Annotated in this window: 18 protein-coding genes; 8 read left to right on the top strand and 10 right to left on the bottom strand. The window is 65.9% G+C overall.

Features of this window, described 5'->3' with window-relative positions; genetic code table 11:
- Positions 1–4: 4 nt before the first annotated feature.
- The 3 genes from ACZYZF_RS26910 to ACZYZF_RS26900 form a co-directional block, all read right to left on the bottom strand.
- The gene (locus ACZYZF_RS26910; protein WP_463747479.1) at positions 5–730 is read right to left on the bottom strand and encodes an MspA family porin; all 726 of its coding nucleotides are present in this window, start codon (positions 728–730) and stop codon (positions 5–7) included.
- 101 nt (positions 731–831) lie between these two features.
- A complete protein-coding gene (locus ACZYZF_RS26905) occupies positions 832–1,680 on the bottom strand; it encodes a Vgb family protein (RefSeq protein ID WP_463837359.1) in 849 nt (282 codons plus the stop codon).
- Positions 1,677–4,298, bottom strand: a complete 2,622-nt coding sequence (locus tag ACZYZF_RS26900; RefSeq protein WP_463747481.1) for a glycosyltransferase family 1 protein — start codon at positions 4,296–4,298, stop codon at positions 1,677–1,679. The genes ACZYZF_RS26905 and ACZYZF_RS26900 overlap by 4 nt, the downstream gene beginning before the upstream one ends.
- Positions 4,299–4,513: 215 nt before the next feature.
- Here ACZYZF_RS26900 and ACZYZF_RS26895 point away from each other — a divergent pair, with 215 nt between their 5' ends.
- Both ACZYZF_RS26895 and glgB read left to right on the top strand, forming a co-directional pair.
- The gene (locus ACZYZF_RS26895) at positions 4,514–6,592 is read left to right on the top strand and encodes an alpha-1,4-glucan--maltose-1-phosphate maltosyltransferase (RefSeq protein ID WP_463837358.1); all 2,079 of its coding nucleotides are present in this window, start codon (positions 4,514–4,516) and stop codon (positions 6,590–6,592) included.
- A gap of 7 nt (positions 6,593–6,599) precedes the next feature.
- Complete coding sequence (glgB, locus tag ACZYZF_RS26890) at positions 6,600–8,807, top strand: 1,4-alpha-glucan branching protein GlgB (RefSeq protein ID WP_463747483.1); 2,208 nt, start codon at positions 6,600–6,602, stop codon at positions 8,805–8,807.
- Between the two features lie 76 nt (positions 8,808–8,883).
- Here the strand turns inward: glgB and ACZYZF_RS26885 are convergent, their stop codons facing one another.
- The 3 genes from ACZYZF_RS26885 to ACZYZF_RS26875 are packed head-to-tail and all read right to left on the bottom strand — an operon-like array spanning position 8,884 to position 11,439.
- Positions 8,884–9,792 carry a tetratricopeptide repeat protein gene (locus tag ACZYZF_RS26885; RefSeq protein ID WP_463837356.1) on the bottom strand — a complete coding sequence of 303 codons (909 nt, stop codon included), beginning with the start codon at positions 9,790–9,792 and terminating at the stop codon, positions 8,884–8,886.
- Between the two features lie 13 nt (positions 9,793–9,805).
- The gene (locus ACZYZF_RS26880) at positions 9,806–10,189 is read right to left on the bottom strand and encodes a DUF3817 domain-containing protein (protein ID WP_463747485.1); all 384 of its coding nucleotides are present in this window, start codon (positions 10,187–10,189) and stop codon (positions 9,806–9,808) included.
- A gap of 56 nt (positions 10,190–10,245) precedes the next feature.
- Complete coding sequence (locus ACZYZF_RS26875) at positions 10,246–11,439, bottom strand: acetyl-CoA C-acetyltransferase (RefSeq protein WP_463837355.1); 1,194 nt, start codon at positions 11,437–11,439, stop codon at positions 10,246–10,248.
- A gap of 82 nt (positions 11,440–11,521) precedes the next feature.
- Between ACZYZF_RS26875 and mce the strand changes: the two genes are divergently transcribed.
- Positions 11,522–11,995 (top strand): methylmalonyl-CoA epimerase, encoded by a 474-nt coding sequence (mce, locus tag ACZYZF_RS26870; protein ID WP_454791278.1) that lies wholly within the window; start codon positions 11,522–11,524, stop codon positions 11,993–11,995.
- A gap of 4 nt (positions 11,996–11,999) precedes the next feature.
- Here mce and ACZYZF_RS26865 read toward each other — a convergent pair whose 3' ends face one another.
- Entirely contained in the window at positions 12,000–12,290 is a 291-nt protein-coding gene (locus tag ACZYZF_RS26865; protein ID WP_463747487.1) for a hypothetical protein, read from the bottom strand.
- The gene (locus ACZYZF_RS26860; RefSeq protein ID WP_463747488.1) at positions 12,287–12,928 is read right to left on the bottom strand and encodes a TetR/AcrR family transcriptional regulator; all 642 of its coding nucleotides are present in this window, start codon (positions 12,926–12,928) and stop codon (positions 12,287–12,289) included. The genes ACZYZF_RS26865 and ACZYZF_RS26860 overlap by 4 nt, the downstream gene beginning before the upstream one ends.
- A 105-nt stretch (positions 12,929–13,033) precedes the next feature.
- Here ACZYZF_RS26860 and ACZYZF_RS26855 point away from each other — a divergent pair, with 105 nt between their 5' ends.
- Both ACZYZF_RS26855 and ACZYZF_RS26850 read left to right on the top strand, forming a co-directional pair.
- On the top strand, positions 13,034–14,401 hold the full coding sequence (locus ACZYZF_RS26855) for a cytochrome P450 (RefSeq protein WP_463837353.1): 1,368 nt from the start codon (positions 13,034–13,036) through the stop codon (positions 14,399–14,401).
- Positions 14,398–14,595, top strand: coding sequence for a ferredoxin (locus tag ACZYZF_RS26850; protein WP_463747490.1), 198 nt, complete (start codon positions 14,398–14,400; stop codon positions 14,593–14,595). The genes ACZYZF_RS26855 and ACZYZF_RS26850 overlap by 4 nt, the downstream gene beginning before the upstream one ends.
- Before the next feature lies 1 nt (position 14,596).
- On the opposite strand, the gene nucS is transcribed toward ACZYZF_RS26850, so the two are convergent.
- Positions 14,597–15,268 (bottom strand): endonuclease NucS, encoded by a 672-nt coding sequence (gene nucS, locus ACZYZF_RS26845; protein ID WP_463747491.1) that lies wholly within the window; start codon positions 15,266–15,268, stop codon positions 14,597–14,599.
- Positions 15,269–15,315: 47 nt separating this feature from the next.
- Here nucS and ACZYZF_RS26840 point away from each other — a divergent pair, with 47 nt between their 5' ends.
- Positions 15,316–16,923 carry an adenylate/guanylate cyclase domain-containing protein gene (locus tag ACZYZF_RS26840; RefSeq protein WP_463837352.1) on the top strand — a complete coding sequence of 536 codons (1,608 nt, stop codon included), beginning with the start codon at positions 15,316–15,318 and terminating at the stop codon, positions 16,921–16,923.
- Here the strand turns inward: ACZYZF_RS26840 and glsA are convergent.
- Positions 16,920–18,203 carry a glutaminase A gene (gene glsA / locus ACZYZF_RS26835; protein ID WP_463747493.1) on the bottom strand — a complete coding sequence of 428 codons (1,284 nt, stop codon included), beginning with the start codon at positions 18,201–18,203 and terminating at the stop codon, positions 16,920–16,922. The genes ACZYZF_RS26840 and glsA overlap by 4 nt on opposite strands.
- A gap of 87 nt (positions 18,204–18,290) precedes the next feature.
- Here glsA and ACZYZF_RS26830 point away from each other — a divergent pair, with 87 nt between their 5' ends.
- Positions 18,291–19,784, top strand: a complete 1,494-nt coding sequence (locus ACZYZF_RS26830) for a DNA-3-methyladenine glycosylase 2 family protein (RefSeq protein ID WP_463747494.1) — start codon at positions 18,291–18,293, stop codon at positions 19,782–19,784.
- Positions 19,781–20,278, top strand: coding sequence for a methylated-DNA--[protein]-cysteine S-methyltransferase (locus tag ACZYZF_RS26825; protein ID WP_463747495.1), 498 nt, complete (start codon positions 19,781–19,783; stop codon positions 20,276–20,278). Before ACZYZF_RS26830 ends, ACZYZF_RS26825 begins: the two co-directional genes overlap by 4 nt.
- Positions 20,279–20,448: the final 170 nt, after the last annotated feature.

Genomic DNA, 20,448 nt, shown 5'->3' with positions numbered 1-20,448 from the left:
CGGCTCAGACCACCTTCGTGGTGCCGTACCAGGCGAGTACCGCCTCGGATTCGTCGGTAGAACGCGTCAGCACCGCGTAGGACCTGATGAACGACTGGCCCACGCAGCCATCGATCTTCACCCGGAAGTTGCTGATCATCACCCACGGTTCGGTGCCCTTGAATTCCTTCTTCGCCACCGGGATGAGGTTGATGATGCCGGGTTTGAGACCGATCGTGATGCCACCGCCGATGTTCGCGCCGACTCCCGGCAGGATGCCCTCCGGCCAGGGTGAGACCACATCGGTGCCGAGGAGCCCGATAGACGTGTTGAGTCCGGCGGTACCGGTCAAGGAGACTCCGTTGGAGGTGCTCATGTCGATGCCGCAGCCGATCTGATAACCGGCCTCCAAGGTCCCGCGCGGGTCACCTTGGTCCGGACCGGACATCGCGCCGCGGTACGTGCCGCCGACGACATATTCGCGGGACGAAATCGCTGTGGTCAGAGGCGGAACCACGGCCTGCGTCTCATCGGCAGCCGACACGGTCAGGTTCCAGTCGTCGGGGGTCTTGAGGTTGACCGGCGGGGTCGACTCGACCAGGTCTGCGGCGATCGGTTCACCCGGCGCGGGCACCACGTCGGCGACGACCTCCACTTCCGGGACCACGACGGGGTCAGCCCAGGCCGGGGTAACCGACGCCGCCCAGGCCACCGACGCGGCGGTGAGCAGTCCCAACGAGCGAATCAACACAGGCGGCCTCTCGTTACAGCTCCCCGCGGGAACGTATCGCCACGTTCCCGGAGGGAACAAGATTCCTATGTGCTTACCCGACCGTCAGCGCCCCTGCGCAATCAGGTGGGCATTTTCAGGACGAATCCACACTCGAGCGCCACCCAGCAGGCACCGTCAGGACCGATCGCCAACCCGTGCGGTTCACTACCGGGCGGCAGATCGATGGTCACCACCTCGCCATCGCCGCTGATCCGCGCGATCTGGTCGGCGCCCCACAGACTGACCCACACTCCGTCGGTCGGGTCGGCGACCACCGCGTGCGGTTTGCCCGGCAGATCAAGCTCCTGGATCGCGTCGCGGACCGGGATTCTGCCCACCTTGTCCGCGCGGATCTCGGTGAACCACACGGCGTCATCATGAGTGGCCGCGATACCAACCGGACCTGCTGCGGGAGTGGGTAATTCGCGAACCGACAGCGATCCGTCGAGAGTCAGCCGGCCCACCGAGCCAGCCTCGTTGAGCGTGAACCACAACGCATCGTCTGGCCCCTTCGTGATCATCGACGGCATCCCGCCGACCGTGGCTGCGGTGCTGATCTCACCATCGGTGCCGATCCGGCCGATCTCGCCCGACGACATCGTGGTGAACCACAGTGCGTCGTCGGAGCCCGCGGTGATCCCGAACGGCGCACTGCCCCCGGGCAATTCGAAGGAGCTCAGCTCCCCCGCCGTGGTGATCCGGCCGATCCGATCATCACCGGAGCAGGTGAACCACAGTGCCCCGTCCGGTCCGGCCGCGATGATCGACGGACGTGAGCATTCTCCGACCGGGTATGTGGTCACCTCGCCGGCGGCCGAGACGCGGGCGACGGCGCCGCTGTGCACCAGGGTCACCCACATCGCGCCGTCGCTTCCGGCTGCCAGCGCATACGGTCCGCCGTCGAGCTGAACTTTGAGCGCTCTACTCAAGCCAGTGCCACCAGGCCCAGCTCGTTGTCAGCCGTCAGCAGCCGATGGTGGGGCAACACCCGGACGGTGTAACCCACCGGCCCGGCCACCGGCAGCGGCGTGCTGGTCGAGAACACCTCGGTCCCACCGTCGGACGACCCGGCGTGCGTCATCGGCACGGTCACCGGGTTCACGATCACGTCGCCGGCGTCCACCCGGCCCAGCACGGCCTGCACCGTCACCTCGTCGGGCCGCAGGCCGGCCAACTGCACCGTGGCCTTCAGCGTCAACTGCGACCCCAACAGCGGTGTGTCGGGCAGGCCGTAGCTGTCCACATCGGTGATCTGGATCTTCGGCCACGCCTCCTCTGCACGCTGCCGGTACTCGGCCAGTTCCCGGGCCGCACCGAACGGCGCACCCGAGGTGGCCTCGACGGTCGCGCGCAGCGACAGGGCTGCGGGCACGTAGTACTTCTCGGTGTAGTCCCGCACCATGCGTGAGGCCAGCACCTTCGGGCCCAAAACCTGCAGCGTGTGGCGCACCATCTCGACCCAGCGGGTCGGGACGCCCTGGTCGTCGCGCTCGTAGAACTTGGGCGTGACCGCATGCTCGAGCAGGTCGTACAGCGCGGCGGCCTCCAGATCGTCCCGGCGGGTCTCGTCGTCGACGCCGTCGGCGGTCGGGATCTCCCATCCGTTCTCGCCGTCGTACCACTCATCCCACCAGCCGTCCCTGATGGACAGGTTCAACCCGCCGTTGAGTGCGCTCTTCATCCCCGACGTGCCGCACGCCTCCAATGGCCGCAGCGGATTGTTGAGCCAGACGTCGCAACCCCAGTACAAGACCCGGGCCATCGACATGTCGTAATCGGGCAGGAACGCGATGCGATGCCGCACCTCCGGGCGGTCGGCGAACCGCACGATCTGTTGGATCAGCGCCTTGCCGCCGTCATCCGCCGGATGCGACTTCCCGGCAACGATCAGCTGCACCGGCCGTTTCTCGTCGAGCAGCAATTTCTCCAACCGCTCCGGGTCTCGCAGCATCAGCGTCAGCCGCTTGTAGGTCGGCACCCGCCGGGCGAATCCGACGGTCAGCGCCGACGGATCGAAAGCCGTTGCGATCCAGCCCAGTTCGGCTTCGGACGCACCGCGCTCCAGCCAGGAACGCCGCAACCGGGCCCGCACGTCGGCGATCAACGTCTCGCGCAACTGCGAACGGATCCACCACATGTGGGCCGGGTCGACCTCCTGCAGGCGTTCCCACACCGCCGGCTCCGCGGCCTCGGAACCGATCAGCTCGCGGCCCAAGGCCAACCATTGCGGCGCCGCCCAGGTCGGGGCATGCACACCGTTGGTGATCGAGCCGATCGGCACCTCGGCACGGTCGAATCCCGGCCACAGGTCGTTGAACATGGCCCGGCTGACCCGACCGTGCAGCAGCGACACCCCGTTGGCCCGCTGCGCGAGCCGCAGACCCATGTGCGCCATGTTGAACTTCGACGGATCCTCCTCGGCGCCGAACGCGACAACCCGATCCAGCGGAACTCCGGGCAGAAGCCGGGAATCGGCCGGCCCGCGTGATTGATGCTCTTCGCGCAAGCCGTCATCGGCGGGACCTCCGAAGTAACGCCTGATCATCTCGACCGGGAACCGGTCGATCCCGGCGGGCACCGGGGTGTGGGTGGTGAACACCGTCGAGGAACGCACAACCGTCAAAGCAGTGTCGAAATCCAGCCCCGCCGCGACCAGTTCGCGAATACGTTCCACACCGAGGAAGCCGGCGTGGCCCTCGTTCATGTGGAAAACCTCAGGGGCAGGAAGGTTTTCGATCTCGGAAAACGCGCGGATCGCACGGACTCCGCCGATACCGGCCAGGATCTCCTGTTTGATCCGGTGCTCCTGATCGCCGCCGTAAAGCCGGTCGGTGACTCCGCGCAGGTCGTGCTCGTTCTCGGGTACATCGGAATCGAGCAGGAGCAGTGGAACCCGGCCCACCTGGGCCACCCAGACCCGGGCCCGCAGTTCACGTGCGTCCGGCAATGCCAACTCCACCAGTACCGGCGCTCCGGACGCGTCAGTGAGCAGACGCAACGGCAGTCCCTGGGGGTCCAGCGACGGGTAGGTCTCGTGCTGCCACCCGTCGGCGGTCAGGGACTGCCGGAAGTAACCCGAGCGGTAGTACAGGCCCACCGCGATGAGCGGCAGCCCCAGATCCGATGCGGATTTCAGATGGTCACCGGCCAGGATGCCCAGACCGCCCGAATAGTTGGGCAGCACCTCGGCGACACCGAACTCCATCGAGAAGTACGCGATGCCTTTCGGCATCTCGACGCCGTCGGCGATCTGCTGCTGGTACCACAGCGGCCGGCTCAGATAGTTGTCCAGATCCGCGGCCAGCTCGTCGAGCCGGCCCAGAAACGATTCGTCGCCGGCCAGTTCGTCGAGCCGTTGCGGACTGACGGCCCCCAACAACGCGACGGGGTCGCCGTTGGTCTGCTGCCACAGCTCGGAATCGAGCACAGCAAACAGATCCTGGGTGGGCTTGTGCCACGACCAGCGCAGGTTGGTCGACAGCCGTTCCAGCGCCGCCAACCGCTCGGGAAGGTGCGCGCGGACGGTGAACCTTCTGAGGGCTTTCACGCGACCCAACCTTACTGACAATTCCGTTCCGTGCAGCGATGAGCGATATCCGTTCAGGCAACGTTGGCCGTACGAGCGGCGGTGTCCGTACATGCTGTGGTCAGCACGCGCTTAACGCCCGCGAGATTGGGCAGCCCACTACGGTGGGTATCAGACGCGACAAGGCGAGTGAACACAGACAGCCGCTTGACCGAGACGACGTGAGGAGTGGATGGGTGGCCGGTCGTATCGGAATCGACGATGTCGCGCCTGTGGTCTTCGGCGGACAGTTCCCGGCAAAAGCCGTCGTCGGCGAGGTGGTGCCGGTGAGAGCCACCGTCTGGCGCGAAGGCCACGACGCGGTCGCGGCCACCCTGGTGGTGCGGTATCTCGGTACCGAATACCCGCGGCTGGCCACCGGGCCCGGCACCGCGGTCATGCCGGTATCGGTCGATCAGGTGCTACGCCCCGCCCATCGGATCAAGCCGCAGGCCCTGCCCATGTCCACCGGACACACCCCCGATGTCTTCCATGGCCAGTTCACGCCCGACACCGTGGGCCTGTGGACCTACCGGGTCGACGGCTGGGGCGATCCGCTGGCCACCTGGAGGCATTCGGTCGAAGCCAAGCTCGGCGCCGGTCAGAGCGAGGCCGAGTTGTCCAACGACCTGCTGGTCGGAGCGCATCTGCTCGAGCGCGCCGCCGCCGGGGTGCCCCGCAAACTGCGCGACCCGCTGATCGAGGCCTCCGCCGCACTGCGCATCCCCGGTGACCCGTTCCGGCGCGCAGGCGCCGCCCTGTCCGAAGAGGTCACCGAGTTGCTCGACCAGTACCCGCTGCGCGAGTTGGTCACGCGCGGTGAGCAATACGGTGTCTGGGTCGACCGGCCGCTGGCCAGGTTCTCCTCGTGGTACGAGATGTTCCCGCGGTCCACGGGTGGCTGGGACAAAGCCGGGCATCCGGTGCACGGCACGTTCGCCACCGCTGCCGAGGAACTTCCCCGGATCACTCGCATGGGCTTCAACATCGTCTACCTGCCGCCCATCCATCCGATCGGCAAGGTGCACCGCAAGGGCCCCAACAACGCGGTCACCGCCGCGCCGAACGACGTCGGGTCACCCTGGGCCATCGGCAGCGACGAGGGCGGCCATGACGCCGTGCATCCCGCACTCGGCACGATCGACGACTTCGACGACTTCGTGGCCGCCGCCCGCAAGCAAGGCGTGGAGGTGGCGCTGGATCTGGCACTGCAGTGCGCGCCCGATCATCCCTGGGCCGCAGCGCATCCGGAGTGGTTCACCGTTCTGCCCGACGGCACCATCGCGTATGCGGAGAATCCACCCAAGAAGTACCAGGACATCTACCCGCTCAACTTCGACAACGATCCCGCCGGCCTCTTCCACGAGGTGCTACGGGTAGTTCGGTTCTGGATCTCACACGGCGTCAAGGTCTTTCGTGTGGACAACCCGCACACGAAACCCCCGAACTTCTGGGTCTGGCTGATCGCCGAGGTCAAGAACGAGGATCCGGACGTCCTGTTCCTGTCCGAGGCGTTCACCCGGCCGGCCCGGCTCTACGGGTTGGCCAAACGCGGCTTCACCCAGTCCTACACGTATTTCACCTGGCGCACCAACAAATGGGAGCTCACCGAATTCGGCAACGAGATCACGGCGAACGCCGACAGCGCACGGCCCAGTCTCTGGGTCAACACCCCCGACATCCTGCACGAGTCGCTGCAGCATGGCGGTCCCGGCATGTTCGCGATCCGCGCGGTACTGGCCGCCACCATGAGCCCGTCGTGGGGCATGTATTCGGGCTTCGAACTGTTCGAGCACCGAGCCGTCCGAGAGGGCAGCGAGGAGTATCTGGACTCCGAGAAGTACGAGCTGCGTCCCCGCGACTTCGCCGCGGCGATAGCCGAAGGCCGATCGCTCGAACCGTTCGTGTCCCGCCTCAACGAGATCCGGCGTCTGCACCCGGCCCTGCGTCAGCTTCGGACCCTCACCTTCCACCATGTGGACAACGACGCCCTGCTCGCCTACAGCAAGTTCGACCCGATCACCGGAGACACCGTGCTCGTGGTGGTCACGCTCAACCCGTTCAGCGCAGAGGAAGCCATGTTGTGGTTGAACATGGAGGCACTGGGTATGGAATCGCATGACCGGTTCTGGGTACGCGACGAGATCACCGGCGAGGAATACCAATGGGGACAGTCGAATTACGTTCGCATCGATCCCGCCAAGGCGGTGGCACACGTGCTGAACATGCCACTCGTACCCTATGAGCAACGACTGGGCTTGCTACGCAGGGAATGAGAACAAGATGACAAGAAGCAACCACCTCACCGACAGGCATCTGCGGCCCGACCCATCGGACATCCAGCGACTGCTGATCGGCCAACACCACGACCCGCATTCGGTACTGGGGGCCCACGAGTACAACGGCCGGACCGTGATCCGCGCCTACCGCCCGCACGCCGCCAAGGTCGTGGCGGTGATCGGCGGCGACAGATTCCCCATGCAACACATCGACTCCGGACTTTTCGCGGTGGCCGTTCCGTTCACCAAGCTGGCCGACTACCGCCTGGAGATCGGCTATCCGGGCACCGACGAATCGATCTTCACCCACACCACCGCCGATGCCTACCGCTTCCTGCCTACCCTCGGCGAACTCGACCTGCACCTGTTCTCCGAGGGCCGCCACGAACGCCTGTGGGAGATCCTGGGCGCACATCGGCGCAGCTTCACCACCCCCGACGGGGTCGTCGAAGGCGTGTCATTCGCGGTGTGGGCACCGAATGCCAAGGGCATCAGCGTGATCGGTGACTTCAATCACTGGGACGGCAACGAGGCGCAGATGCGGGCGCTGGGCTCATCGGGGGTCTGGGAGTTGTTCTGGCCCGGGTTTCCGCCCGACGGTCTGTACAAGTTCCGCATCCGCGGCGCGGGCGGCGTCACCGCCGACCGTGCCGACCCCATGGCATTCGCGACCGAGGTGCCACCGCAAACCGCATCCCGGGTCACCGAGAGCTCCTACACCTGGACCGACGGCAAGTGGATGACCCGGCGCGCCGAACAGAATCCGGTGTTCGAACCGATGAGCACCTACGAGGTGCACCTGATGTCCTGGCGCCCCGGGCTCAGTTACCGGCAGCTGGCCACCGAGCTCACCGAATACGTTGTGGAACAGGGTTTCACGCACGTCGAACTGCTCCCGGTGGCGGAGCACCCGTTCGGCGGTTCGTGGGGCTATCAGGTCACGTCCTATTACGCCCCGACCTCCAGGTTGGGGACTCCTGACGACTTCCGGTACCTGGTGGATTCGCTGCACCGCGCCGGGATCGGGGTGATCGTCGACTGGGTCCCGGCCCATTTCCCCAAAGACGCCTGGGCCCTCGGCCGCTTCGACGGCACTCCGCTCTACGAGCATTCCGACCCGCGCCGGGGCGAGCAGCTCGACTGGGGCACTTACGTTTTCGACTTCGGCCGGCCCGAGGTACGCAACTTCCTGGTCGCCAACGCGTTGTACTGGCTGCAGGAATACCACGTCGACGGCCTGCGGGTGGACGCGGTCGCCTCGATGCTCTACCTCGACTACTCCCGCCCCGAGGGCGGCTGGACGCCGAACATCCACGGCGGCCGGGAGAACCTGGAGGCGGTGCAGTTCCTGCAGGAGATGAACGCCACCGTGCACAAGGTGACCCCGGGAATCGTCACCATTGCCGAGGAGTCGACCTCCTGGCCCGGTGTCACCCGCCCGACCAGCCTTGGCGGCCTTGGTTTCTCGATGAAGTGGAACATGGGCTGGATGAACGACACGCTCGACTACGTCAGCCACGACCCGGTGCACCGCAGCTATCACCACCACGAGATGACGTTCTCGATGCTGTACGCCTTCAGTGAGAACTATGTGCTCCCGATCAGCCATGACGAGGTCGTGCACGGCAAGGGCACCCTGTGGAGCCGGATGCCCGGTGACGACCACGCCAAGGCCGCCGGCCTGCGCAGCCTGCTGGCCTATCAGTGGGCCCACCCCGGTAAGCAACTGTTGTTCATGGGCCAGGAATTCGGACAGCGGGCCGAATGGTCGGAGGAACGGGGGCTGGACTGGTTCCAGCTAGACGAGCAGGGCTTCTCCGGTGGCGTACAACGGTTGGTGCGCGATCTCAACGGGATCTACCGCCGGCACCCGGCGTTGTGGAGCCGCGATACCAGCCCCGAGGGCTACTCATGGATCGATGCGAACGACTCGGCCAACAACGTGCTGAGCTTCCTGCGGTTCGGTGCCGACGGTTCGGTGCTGGCCTGCGTGGTCAACTTCGCCGGCAGTGAGCACAGCGAGTACCGGCTGGGTCTACCTCATGCCGGCGACTGGCAGGAAGTGCTCAACACCGACGCGACCATCTACAACGGGGCGGGCATCGGGAACTTCGGTGCGGTACAGGCAACCGGCGAACCGTGGCACGGTCGCCCGGCCTCGGCGGTGATGGTGCTGCCGCCGCTGGCGATGCTCTGGTTCGAGCCCGCCTAGTCCCCCGCGAGCAGACATAAACCTGCCCCTTTTCGAGCGAAAAGGGGCAGGTTTGTGTCTGTTCGGCGGAAGAAAATCAGTACAGCGCGTTGGCCAGATTGCGACGGCCCGCGACGACCTCGGGATCGGCCGGGTCGAACAGGTCGAACAGCTCTACGAGCCGGGTCCGCACCGCGGTCCGGTCATCGCCTGCCGTGCGCTTGATCAATGCGATCAGCCGATCGAAGGCAGCCGACGCATTTTGTGCGAGAAGTTCGGCGTCGGCAGCGGCGAAGGCCGCCTCGATGTCGTCAGGAGCGGCGTCGGCAGCAGCCACCGCATCGGGGCGCTGCGCGCTGGCCCGCTGCAGGAACGCGATCTGTCGGACGGCGCCCTTGGCCTCGGAATGATTGGGCTGGGCATCGAGAATGGCCTGGTAGGCAGCCGCTGCGGCGTCAAAGTTGCCCTCGTCCAGGTGGGCCCGGGCCGCGGCCAACTCGGGATCGACCTGCTCCGGCTCATCGTCACCGGAGCCCGATCCGGTCAGCTTGCCCGCAGTCGCCTCGAGCAGCGAATCGACCCAGCGACGGAGTTCGTCCGCCGGCTGCGAGCCCTGGAAGCTGGCGATCGGCTGTCCTCCGGCCAGCGCAACGACGGTGGGCACGCCCTGGATGCCGAACATCTGCGCCACCCGCGGGGTGGTGTCGACGTTGACCAGCGCCAAGGACCACTTGCCGTTGTCGGCGGCAGCCAGACCTGCCAACGCGTCTCCCAGGGCGGCGCTGGAATCACTGCGTGGCGACCACAGCAGCACCACCACCGGGACCTGGCCCGAGCGGACCAGCACCTCGGCTTCGAAGTTGGCTTCGTTCACCTCGGCGACGTTCGGGCCACCGGATGCGCTGGGGCCAACGCCCGAGTCGCCCGCCGCGGGCCGTTGCTTGAGTGCCGAGAGGTCAACCGCGCCGGCCAACGCCGGCCCGACAGAAGGTCGTGGACGAGTCACGCCATCAAGTCTGTCACGTCGTTTCCGCGGCAGCACCGCCCGGTTGCGCCACCAGCGCCGGAGCTTCACCCGATTCGATTCGGGCAGTCCGATCAGCCCACATGACGAACATCACACTGCCCAAGGGCACGACACTGGCCAGCAACGCCAGAATCCAGGTGCCGACGTCCCATTTGCGAGCCGCACCGACCAGCACGGCCGCAACCACGAAAGCGATGAAAACGCCGCCGTGGATCGGGCCGAACACCTTCACACCGATCTCGGTGCGCGGACTACCCAGGTACTTGAAGTACATGCCGACCAGCAGACCGGCCCAGCTCACCGCCTCGGCGAGGGCGATGAGCCGGAACCAGCCGGCAATCGTGCGCAGGTCGAAGGAGCGTGTCATGGCCGCCATTGTGCCCGAACCGGCAGCCAGCTACTACGCAGCGTCGTTCTTGCGTCGTCGGTTAGCTACGGGCGACGCAGGATCAGGGCATCACCCTGGCCACCGGCGCCACACAGCGCGGCGACTGCGTAGCCGGACCCCTTACGTGCCAGTTCCAGCGCCGCATGCAGGGTGATGCGGGCACCGGACATCCCGATCGGGTGGCCGATGGCGATCGCGCCGCCGTTGACGTTCACCTTGGCCGGGTCGACACCCAGTTCCTTCGTCGAGGCCAGCGATACCGCAGCGAACGCCTCGTTGATCTCGAGCACGTCGAGTTGGTCGACGCTGATGCCCTCGCGCTCGACAGCCTTCTTGATCGCGTTGGCCGGCTGGCTCTGCAGCGTGGAGTCCGGACCGGCCACCACACCGTGAGCGCCGATCTCGCACAGCCAGTCCAGGCCCAGCTCCTGCGCCTTGGCTTTACTCATCACGACAACTGCGGCCGCACCGTCGGAGATCTGCGACGACGAGCCGGCCGAGATGGTGCCGTCCTTGCGGAAGGCCGGACGCAGGCCACCCAGCGATTCGGCGGTGGTGTTGGCCCGGATGCCCTCGTCCTCGGCGAACTCGATCGGGTCGCCCTTGCGCTGCGGGATCGACACCGGCACCACCTCGTCGGCGTACACCCCGTCCTTCCACGCCGCGGCGGCCTTCTGGTGCGACTGTGCAGCAAACTCGTCCTGCTCGGCACGGGTGAACTTGTCGACGTCATTGCGCTGCTCGGTGAGCGCGCCCATCGGCTGATCGGTGAACACGTCGTGCAGACCGTCGTAGGCCAGGTGGTCGACCAGTGTCGCATCGCCGTACTTGTAGCCCTCACGGCTCTTGGGCAGCAGGTGCGGGGCCTGACTCATCGACTCCTGGCCACCCGCGACGACAACCTCGAACTCGCCGGCCCGGATGAGCTGGTCAGCCAGTGCGATCGCGTCGATGCCCGACAGACACATCTTGTTGATGGTCAGCGCGGGCACGTCCCAGCCGATGCCGGCGGCCACGGCGGACTGGCGGGCGGGCATCTGCCCGGCGCCCGCGGTCAGCACCTGACCCATGATCACGTAGTCCACCAGCGAGGCGTCCACATTCGCCTTCTCCAGGGCGCCGCGGATGGCGACCGCACCCAGGTCGCTACCGGAAAAATCCTTCAGCGAACCCATCAACTTGCCGACCGGAGTACGCGCTCCAGCAACGATCACCGACGTGCGATTTTCCGCAGTCATTTCCTACCTCCAATGCCAGGTCCAAGAGCTGTGTGGGCGATCACACATACGCAAACGTTCGGGTAAAGGTTACCGTTACGTTATGACCGCCGATCAGGTTGATGCCCGTCCACTGCTCGCAAGCGCGCTGGTGACGGCGATCGATCACGTCGGCATCGCTGTCGCCGATCTGGACGCCACCGCCAAGTGGTATCACGACAACCTCGGCATGATCGTCCTGCACGAGGAGATCAACGAAGAGCAGGGCGTCCGCGAGGCGATGCTCTCGGTGCGCGGTGCTCCCAAGGGCAGTGCCCAGATCCAGCTTCTGGCCCCGCTGAACGAGAAGTCGACGATCGCCAAGTTCATCGACACCCGCGGCCCCGGCCTGCAGCAGCTGGCCTACCGGACCAGTGACATCGATGCCCTGTCCGAGCGGCTGCGCAGCAACGGTGTTCGGCTCCTCTACGACGCCCCCCGCAAGGGCACGGCCAACTCACGCATCAACTTCGTCCACCCCAAGGACGCCGGCGGCGTGCTGATCGAGCTGGTGGAACCCGCCGCCGACGAGCACTGACTGCTCAGGACCACTTTCTCGTCGGGCCGCGGTTGGCCCGGTTCGCCCAGCAGGCGGTGTGCCAGTGCCTGCGGTCCTCGACATCGCCGACATCGACCGGCACCACCACCACGTGTGCGGTGGCCACGCGGATCTCGTGGTCACAACCGGGGCATCGATAAACCTTGACCGCCCGTGATGCGGTGACCACCCGCACCTCGTAGTCGTAACCGTCGGGGCCCGTCTCGACGCGCCGCGAACGCGGTAGCGGCCGCAGCGGCCGTTCCCGGCGCGACGGGGTCCGTCGCTTGGTCATCGCAACATTGCCAGTGCCGCAGTTGTCAGCGCTCCTTCGAGCCGCGGTAGCGTTGCCGGAGTGCCGGCGCGCACCTCGCGGCCGACCAGTTCGGTGATGCCTCCGACCAGCGCGACGTAGTGCTCCGCCGGGCGGGGCCGTCCACTTCCGTACTCGCAGTCGATCTCTCGCATCAGCGTGGCGAAACCGTCCAGGTACCTGTCGCGCGCTTCAACACCTTTCGGGCCCGCAGCGGCCAGTTCGAGCACCCACGCGCGAGTGTGGTCTGGTTCGCGCGCACACGTTTCCAGGTAGGCCCGACTGATGGCCCGCAGCACCGTTTCCAGCGAACCGCCCGGCACATCGGTGATTGCGTCCGCGATACGCGTCGTGATCAATTCCCGACCCGCTTCGATCGCGGCCAAGAAACAGTCCAGCTTCCCGTCGAACTCCCGGTACATCACGCTGCGGGACACCCGGGCCCGTTCGACGATGTCGGTGATCGTGGTCGCCTGATATCCCTTCTCTGCGACCGCGGAGATGACGGCGCGCAGTACTCGCGCCCGCTGGTCCGCGGTTGCGTCGAGCGGGTCGAGACTGGCGCGGCCGCGGGGTAGCCCGGGCGCCGACTTCGGAACAGACCCTGACAGCGTGCTCACCCCCGGGACCTTACGCCGCAGCAGGCGATGCCTTGCGTTTCAAAAGTACTATGTCGTACCTTAGAGAAAGAACGCCGAACCAACCATGGTTTCCAGGGAGTCGCGATGAGCATCACCAGCCCGGCAACACAGCCGGTCACCACACTCGACAGCCTGCCGCGCCCGAAGGTCTCGGCCGCAGCATGGGCAAAGTTGTTCCTCGCACCCGAAACGGCCCGGCAGCACTTCGCGACGCTCGGCGAGCGGTTCGTCTTGGACGTTCCGCTGTTGCCGACGATGTTCTGGACCTCGTCGCCCGACGACGTTCGTGCCGTTTTCCAGGACAAGACGCGGGCGCTGTCGTTCGGCACTGCGCTACGACGACTGGCGCCGCACGAGATCATCTTCGACAAGAAGATCATGGAGTGGTGGGCCAGCGATGACCACACGGTGATGCGGCGCAAGGTCGCGCCGGCGTTCATGGGAAAGGCCCTGAAGGGTTACGAACCCGCCATGGAAGACGCCGCCCGTCGCCTCATCCGCGACCTCCCGACGGACACGCCGATCCGCTTCCATTCGCACATGCTGACTTTGGCCCGCGAAGTGATCATGTCCGTCGTCTTCGGCGTCACCGAACCCGAGCGACGGGCACGGCTGTGCGACCACATGGACCAACTCGACCGCATCGTCGGATCTCGCGGGATGGCTCTGCGATACGCCGCATCGATGGTGTCGCGCGGACGCTGGCTACCCTTCCCCGCGCTCCAGAAGATCCTGACGGGGATGGACCAGGTGACCTACGACGAGATCGCCGCACGGCGCTCATCGCCGAACGACGTCGATCGGAGCGATTGCCTGGCAGTCTTCCTGCGACTCCAGCAGGCCGACGAGGAAGGCTTGATGGACGACGAGATGCTCGCAGGTTTTCAGCGTCTGCTGCTGGTCGCCGGCAACGACACCACCGCCGCGACGTTGTCGTGGGTGGTCGAGCGACTGGTCCGGCATCCCGAGGTGCTGAATCGGCTCGAGGAGACGGTGGCCGCCGGCGACGACACCTATCTCGACGCGGTGATCACCGAGACCCTGCGGTTGCGCCCCACAATCCCGTTCACGGCGCGCGCGGTGAAACGTGATGTCGTCGTCAATGATGTGTTCCTTCCGCGAGGGTCGATGGTGTGGCTTTACATCAACGGCATCCACCGGCGTGACGACCTATATGACGCGCCCGACGATTTCCGGCCGGAACGGTTCCTGGACACGACACCCGATCCGTACCACTGGCTGCCGTTTGGCGGCGGCATCAACCGCTGCCTCGGTGGGAACATGGCGATGTTCGAGGCCCGGGTTCTCTTGCGCACAATTCTGCAGGAGATGACGTTCGTCCCCGATACGTCAGCCGCCGAAGATCAGCAGGCGCACACCGTCTTGCTGTTGCCGGGCCGACGGGCCACCGTCACCCTACGCAGGCGGGCCGGCGTGGGGCGCGCCTCATGAGCGCCGTGCGGGTCACAGTCGACCCGGAGCTGTGCATCGGGTCGGGCACCTGCCTGGCTTTCAGGCCGACCTTGTTCGACATGGGCGACGACGGAGCGGCACACCCGATCCAAGCGTTCGTCGAACCGGGTTCGAAGTTGGACGAGGCCATCTCGCGCTGCCCGACCGGCGCGATCGAGGCCACGCCGGACTGACTCAGAACAGCCGGTATTCGTTGCTGTCCATACCCCGCATCTGGTCATAATCCAAAGTCACGCAACGGATTCCACGGTCCGTAGCCAGAGTTCGGGCCTGTGGCTTGATCTGCTGAGCAGCGAACACGCCCGCCACCGGGGCCAAAACGGTATCGCGGTTGAGCAGGTCGAGGTAACGCGTGAGCTGCTCCACGCCGTCAATCTCCCCGCGGCGCTTGATCTCCACGGCCACCGAACCGCCCAGCTCGTCACGGCACATCAGATCGACCGGGCCGATCGCGGTCGGGTACTCGCGGCGCACCAGCGTGTATCCGGCGCCCAGGAGCTCGACGTGTTCGGCCAGCAGTACCTGCAGGTGCGCCTCTACGCCGTCCTTCACCAGACCGGGATCGACACCGAGTTCGTGGCTGGAGTCGTGTTCGATGTCCTCGACGGTGATGCGCAGCTGCTCGCCGGCCTTGTTCTCGACCACCCAGAGCGGCACACCATCGGTGTCAGCCTCGGTGAGCCAGCACGGCGGGCTCATCCAGTTCAGCGGCTTGTAGGCGCGATCATCGGCATGGACACTGATCGAACCGTCGGACTTGAACAACAACAGCCGGCGGGCCGAAGGAAGGTGAGCGGTCAGCCGCCCGACATAGTCGACGGTGCACTGGGCAATCACGAGGCGCACCCGATCCACCTTAAGGGCACGTAAGACGAACTAGGCTCGACGCCACAATGAACTCCGACAAATCGCTGGCACGACGGCTGGGCCGCGTCCTTGAAGGCGTCACCCGCCAAAGCAGCAAGTTGCCGGCGGCCACGCCGGAGTACGGATCGTGGGTGCTGGGCCGGGTATCGGAGAGTCAACGCCGGCGCAGGGTGCGCATCCAGGTCATCCTCACGACGTTCGTGATACTCGTGAACCTGCTCGGTATCGGCATCTCGATGATCATCGTCACGCTGTTGTTCCCGACGCCCGACGTGTTCGATCCGCAGGTCCGCTGGATCACCTTCATCGTGGCCCCCATCTACATGGCGGCCGCCCTGGTTGTCGGGGTGTTCTGGGCGACGACCAGGGTGATCGACAACGTGCGCTGGGCCATCGAAGAGCGCCCACCCACCGTCGCAGACCAGCGGAATACCTTCCTTGCGCCCTTCCGGCTCACCCGCGTGCTGCTGATTCTGTGGGGCGTAGGCACCGCGCTACTGACGACGCTCTACGGACTCGTCAACACCGATTACATTCCGAAGTTCCTGCTGGGCATCAGCTTTCCCGGCATCGTGTTGTCGGTCAGCTGCCATCTGTTCACCGAGTTCGCGCTTAGACCGGTGGCCGCTCAGGCACTGGAAGCCGGCCCGCCGCCGGTCCGGCTGGCTCCGGGCATCATGGGCCGCACCATGGTGGTATGGGCGCTCAGTTCGGGCGTTCCGATCCTGGGCATCATGCTCGCCGCGGTGTTCGCCGTGACACTGAACAACCTCACCCCGACCCAATTCGCCTATGCCGTCATCGGCCTCGGCTCCTTCGCATTGGTGTTCGGCTTCCTGCTGATGTGGATCTTGTCCTTTCTCACCGCAACCCCGATCCGTGTCGTGCGCGCTGCTCTCAATCGGGTCGAAAGAGGTGAACTCGACACCAATCTGGTCGTGTTCGACGGCACCGAACTGGGCCAGCTGCAACGCGGATTCAACTCGATGGTGCACGGCCTGCGCGAGCGGGAACGGGTCCGTGATCTTTTCGGCCGACATGTCGGCCGCGAGGTCGCCGCACTTGCCGAGCAGGAGAAACCCGTGCTCGGCGGCGAGGAACGCCACGCCGCAGTGATTTTCGTCGACGTCATCGGTTCGACACAGTTGGTGACCACACGGCGCGCCGTCGAGGTGGTCGATCTGCTCAACCGGTTCTTCGCGGTCATCGTGGATGAGGTCGACAATCACCGTGGGCTGGTCAACAAGTTCGAGGGCGACGCAATACTGGCGGTGTTCGGTGCGCCCGTCTCGCTGCCCAACGCCGAGGACGAGGCCCTGGGAGCCGCACGGGCGATCGCGCGGCGGCTCCGAACCGAGGTGCCGGAGCTCGAGGCAGGCATCGGGGTAGCGGCCGGCCAGGTTGTGGCGGGCAACGTCGGCGCCAAGCAACGCTTCGAGTACACCGTCATCGGGGAACCGGTCAACGAGGCCGCGCGACTGTGCGATTTCTCCAAGCAGGTGCCCGGACATCTGGTGGCCTCATCGGACACCATCGCGAACGCGTCCGAAACTGAAAGAGCCCGTTGGTCGCTGGGTGAATCGGTGGCCCTTCGTGGGCTGGGCGAGCCGACCCGCGTCGCCGTCCCCGCCTAGCCGGCACCCCACTGCCGCGCCGCGCCGACCGCCTCGTCAAGGGTGCGGAACACGATCGCGTCGTAGTCGCCGCGTCGGTCGGCCGGCACCACACGGCCGTCGGGGTCGACGAGATAGGCGTCCTTGCCCGCGGCGGCCAGACTGGCCCGCATCCCGGTGAGCATGCCGCGTGCGGCATCGTCGATGTCGTCGACCCGGGTGACGTCCAGTACGGCGACGTCATACTCGCCACGATCGTGCTCGGCGGTCCGCAGTACCTGCTCGGCACCGGCGAACAACAGATCGCCCTGAACCTCATAGACCCGAATGCCCGGGCTGACCTCGAACACCGCCCGTAGCGTCGACGACGACTCGCGGGTGACGCTGAGGAAGTGCAATCCCAGCTGTGAGGACAGGTTTCGGCATACCCGTACGCCGCGCACACTGTTACCGCGGGCATCCAGACGTGGCGAGTAGACGCCGATGCCGAGTTGGCCGGGCAGCACCGCCACGATGCCACCACCGACCCCGCTCTTGGCGGGCATGCCCACAGCACTGACCCAATCACCTGTCGCGTCATACATCCCGCAGGTCACCATCACACTGAGGGTGCGCCGAACCACATTCGCATCGACCACCCGTCGGCCGGTCATCGGATTGAGCCCGCCCCGGGCCAGTGTGGCGGCCATCCGGGCCAGATCGGTGCTGGTCACCTTGACCGAGCACTGCCGGAAGTACACGTCCAGCACCTCGTCCGGATCACCGTCCAGCACACCGAAACTGGCCAACATGTAGGCGATAGCCCGATTTCGGTTGCCGGTGGCCTTCTCCGATGCGTAGACGTTCGTGTCGATCTCGAGCGCTCGGCCCGCGCATGCCGAGTAGAACTCGCGGATGTGCTCGAACTTCTCGTCGGGACTCGCTCCGGGTATCAGCGAAACTGCGGCAATCGCACCGGCGTTGATCATGGGATTCTTCGGCGTCTTGGTGACGTCGTCGACACTGATCTCGTTGAACGCTTCGCCGGAGGGTTCGACACCGATCTTGGCGTCGACAGTATCCTGGCCGATCTGGTCCAACGCCAGCGCATAGGTGAACGGCTTCGAAATCGACTGGACGGTGAATTCGATTGCAGCGTCACCGGACTCGTAGACATAGCCGTCCGAGGAGGACAAACTGAGCCCGAAACCCTCGGGGTCGACGTTGGCGAGTTCGGGGATATAGCTCGCCAGGGCGCCGTCCCGCACGTCGATCTGCTCGGCACGAATCCGGTCCAGGTAGTGCTGCACCAGCTCGGCCACAGGTCGGAGTCTAGCTGCGGGCCGCATATCACGACCATGTCGCTTTTCCGCTAGTGAAGTGTCGTATGCCGTGCCATCGTGGAACGCATGCACGAGGATTTCGACCGCTGTCACCGGGCCGTCCAGTCCAAGGACGCACGGTTCGACGGCTGGTTCGTCACCGCCGTGCTCACCACCGGGATCTACTGCCGCCCCAGCTGCCCGGTGCGCCCACCTTTTGCCCGCAACATGCGGTTCTATCCCACTGCCGCGGCCGCCCAGGCAGCCGGGTTCCGCGCATGCAAACGGTGCCGCCCTGACGCCTCGCCGGGCTCCCCTGAATGGAATGTGCGCGGCGACGTCGTGGCGCGGTGCATGCGGCTGATCGCCGACGGAATTGTGGACCGCGAAGGAGTAACCGGGCTGGCCTGCCGTGTGGGCTACACGAGCCGGCAGTTGCAACGCATCATGCAGGCCGAGCTGGGCGCCAATCCCCTGGCGCTGGCCCGGGCGCAACGCACCCAGACCGCTCGGGTTCTGATCGAAACCACCGAGCTGCCGTTTGCGGACGTGGCGTTTGCCGCAGGTTTCGCCAGCATCCGACAGTTCAACGACACCGTCCGCACGGTGTGCGATCTGACGCCCACCCAGCTCCGGCTGCGGGCCCGCAGCCGATTCACGACCGAAGCCTCTGCCGCCCCCGGCGTCCTGTCGCTACGGCTGCCCGTACGGACCCCGTTCGCCTACGAAGGGTTGTTCGGCCACTTGGCTGCCAGTGCAGTGCCAGGGTTGGAAGAGGTCCGTGAGGGGCAGTTCCGGCGCACTCTGAAGCTGCCGCACGGCCACGGTGTGGCCGGCCTGACGCCGCAGCCCGACCATGTCCGCTGCCAGTTGGTGCTCGACGACTTCCGTGACCTCGCGGCCGCCATCGCGCGGTGCCGACGACTATTGGACCTCGACGCCGACCCCGAGGCGGTTATCGACGCACTCCAGGACGACCCGGAGCTCGCAGCGGTGGTGGCCAAGGCGCCGGGGCAGCGTATCCCCCGCACCGTCGATGAAGCCGAACTCGCGCTCCGGGTGGTGATCGGCCAGCAGGTGTCGATCAAGGCGGCATGCACTCACGTGGGTCGCCTGGTCGCCCACTACGGAACGCCGGTCTCCGACGAGTCCGGCGGGCTGACGCACGCCTTTCCCGACATCACCTCTCTCACCGACCTGGACCCCCGCGATCTCGCGATGCCGGCATCCAGGAAGCGGACGGTCACCGCACTGGTGGCGGCGATCGCGGAGGGGGATCTGATCCTCGATCCCGGATCCGACTGGGAGCGGGCCCGCGAACAGCTCCTTGCGCTTCCCGGAGTGGGGCCATGGACCACGGAGGTGATCGCCATGCGCGGCCTCGGTGATCCAGATGCCTTTCCCGCCACCGATCTCGGTGTGCGCGCTGCGGCCGATCAGTTGGGCTTGCCTACGAACGGGCTGGCGGAGCACAGCAGCCGCTGGCGACCATGGCGCGCCTACGCGACACAGCACCTGTGGACCACACTGGACCACGCGGTGAACGAATGGCCCCCGCACGATCAAGAGGAGAAGTCATGACGACACTGCACTACCGCACCATGGACAGCCCGGTCGGCCTTCTCACGCTGGCCGGCCGGGATGGAAAGCTAATGCACCTGCGGATGGTCGATCAGACGTATGAGCCGAGCCGCGAGGGCTGGCAGAGCGACGAGACCGCCTTTGCCGAAGCCGTAGATCAACTGACCGCCTATTTCGCCGGCGACCGTACCGAATTCGACGTCGAGCTCGACATGGTGGGGACGCAGTTTCAACGTCGCGTATGGGAGGCCCTGCAGACCATTCCTTACGGCGAGACCTGCTCATACGGTGAGATCGCCCGACAGATCGGCTCACCGGCCGCCTCTCGGGCGGTCGGCCTGGCCAACGGGCACAATCCGATCGGCATCATCGTGCCGTGTCATCGGGTGATCGGTGCGAATGGCAGCCTAACCGGGTACGGCGGCGGCCTGGGGCGCAAGCGAGCCTTGTTGGAATTGGAGAGAAGCCGCACAATGCCGGCTCTTTTCAATTGAATAAGGGCGTTCTTCAATTCTGTACAAGAATTGAAAAACGTACCTACATACAAAAATGCCCGAGCCCCCCAATCGAAATTGGAGGGCTCGGGACTTAATTTGTGTTCGGCGGTGTCCTACTTTTCCACCCGACAGGGTAGTATCATCGGCGCTGGCAGGCTTAGCTTCCG

Source organism: Mycobacterium sp. IDUB_24, assembly GCF_055419385.1.
Note: the sequence above shows the minus strand (reverse complement) of the source record. Positions and strands in the feature narration are given on the sequence as shown.

Coding starts and splice junctions, on each gene's coding strand:
- glgB (WP_463747483.1), top strand. CDS start 6,600: ATGACAAGAAGCAACCACCTCACCGACAGGCATCTGCGGCCCGACCCA.
- ACZYZF_RS26880 (WP_463747485.1), bottom strand. CDS start 10,189: ATGGCGGCCATGACACGCTCCTTCGACCTGCGCACGATTGCCGGCTGG.
- ACZYZF_RS26875 (WP_463837355.1), bottom strand. CDS start 11,439: ATGACTGCGGAAAATCGCACGTCGGTGATCGTTGCTGGAGCGCGTACT.
- mce (WP_454791278.1), top strand. CDS start 11,522: ATGACCGCCGATCAGGTTGATGCCCGTCCACTGCTCGCAAGCGCGCTG.
- ACZYZF_RS26865 (WP_463747487.1), bottom strand. CDS start 12,290: ATGACCAAGCGACGGACCCCGTCGCGCCGGGAACGGCCGCTGCGGCCG.
- ACZYZF_RS26855 (WP_463837353.1), top strand. CDS start 13,034: ATGAGCATCACCAGCCCGGCAACACAGCCGGTCACCACACTCGACAGC.
- ACZYZF_RS26850 (WP_463747490.1), top strand. CDS start 14,398: ATGAGCGCCGTGCGGGTCACAGTCGACCCGGAGCTGTGCATCGGGTCG.
- ACZYZF_RS26840 (WP_463837352.1), top strand. CDS start 15,316: ATGAACTCCGACAAATCGCTGGCACGACGGCTGGGCCGCGTCCTTGAA.
- ACZYZF_RS26830 (WP_463747494.1), top strand. CDS start 18,291: ATGCACGAGGATTTCGACCGCTGTCACCGGGCCGTCCAGTCCAAGGAC.
- ACZYZF_RS26825 (WP_463747495.1), top strand. CDS start 19,781: ATGACGACACTGCACTACCGCACCATGGACAGCCCGGTCGGCCTTCTC.